The sequence below is a fragment of the Streptomyces sp. NPDC020681 genome (assembly GCF_044334895.1).
In the GTDB taxonomy this organism is placed as follows: Bacteria; Actinomycetota; Actinomycetes; order Streptomycetales; family Streptomycetaceae; genus Streptomyces.
On record NZ_JBIRTX010000080.1, the window covers coordinates 1 to 1216 of the forward strand.

Annotated in this window: 1 rRNA gene; it reads left to right on the forward strand. The window is 57.0% G+C overall.

Features of this window, described 5'->3' with window-relative positions:
* A 23S ribosomal RNA gene (locus ACH4YL_RS40780) occupies positions 1–1216 on the forward strand; the annotation flags it as partial.

Sequence of the window (1216 nt, forward strand, 5' to 3'; positions counted from 1 at the left end):
ATACCCCCAACGGGGGCTGGGATGGGTAGGGGAGCGTCGTGTGCCGGGTGAAGCCGCCGCGGAAGCGAGTGGTGGACGGTTCACGAGTGAGAATGCAGGCATGAGTAGCGATACACACGTGGGAAACGTGTGCGCCGATTGACTAAGGGTTCCTGGGTCAAGCTGATCTGCCCAGGGTAAGTCGGGACCTAAGGCGAGGCCGACAGGCGTAGTCGATGGACAACCGGTTGATATTCCGGTACCCGCTTTGAAACGCCCAGTACTGAACCAGGCGATGCTAAGTCCGTGAAGCCGCCGGCTGAGTCTTCGGACGAGGTCGGAGTGGTGGAGCCGACGGACCAGACTTGTAGTAGGTAAGCGATGGGGTGACGCAGGAAGGTAGTCCAGCCCGGGCGGTGGTTGTCCCGGGGTAAGGGTGTAGGCCGAGGGGTAGGCAAATCCGTCCCTCGTTAAGGCTGAGACCTGATGCCGAGCCGATTGTGGTGAAGTGGATGATCCTATGCTGTCGAGAAAAGCCTCTAGCGAGTTTCATGGCGGCCCGTACCCTAAACCGACTCAGGTGGTCAGGTAGAGAATACCGAGGCGTTCGGGTGAACTATGGTTAAGGAACTCGGCAAAATGCCCCCGTAACTTCGGGAGAAGGGGGGCCATCACCGGTGATGACATTTACTGTCTGAGCTGGGGGTGGCCGCAGAGACCAGCGAGAAGCGACTGTTTACTAAAAACACAGGTCCGTGCGAAGCCGTAAGGCGATGTATACGGACTGACGCCTGCCCGGTGCTGGAACGTTAAGGGGACCGGTTAGTCACTCTTCGGGGTGGCGAAGCTGAGAACTTAAGCGCCAGTAAACGGCGGTGGTAACTATAACCATCCTAAGGTAGCGAAATTCCTTGTCGGGTAAGTTCCGACCTGCACGAATGGCGTAACGACTTCTCGACTGTCTCAACCATAGGCCCGGTGAAATTGCACTACGAGTAAAGATGCTCGTTTCGCGCAGCAGGACGGAAAGACCCCGGGACCTTTACTACAGTTTGATATTGGTGTTCGGTTCGGCTTGTGTAGGATAGGTGGGAGACTTTGAAGCGGCCACGCCAGTGGTTGTGGAGTCGTCGTTGAAATACCACTCTGGTCGTGCTGGATGTCTAACCTGGGTCCGTGATCCGGATCAGGGACAGTGTCTGATGGGTAGTTTAACTGGGGCGGTTGCCTCCCAAAG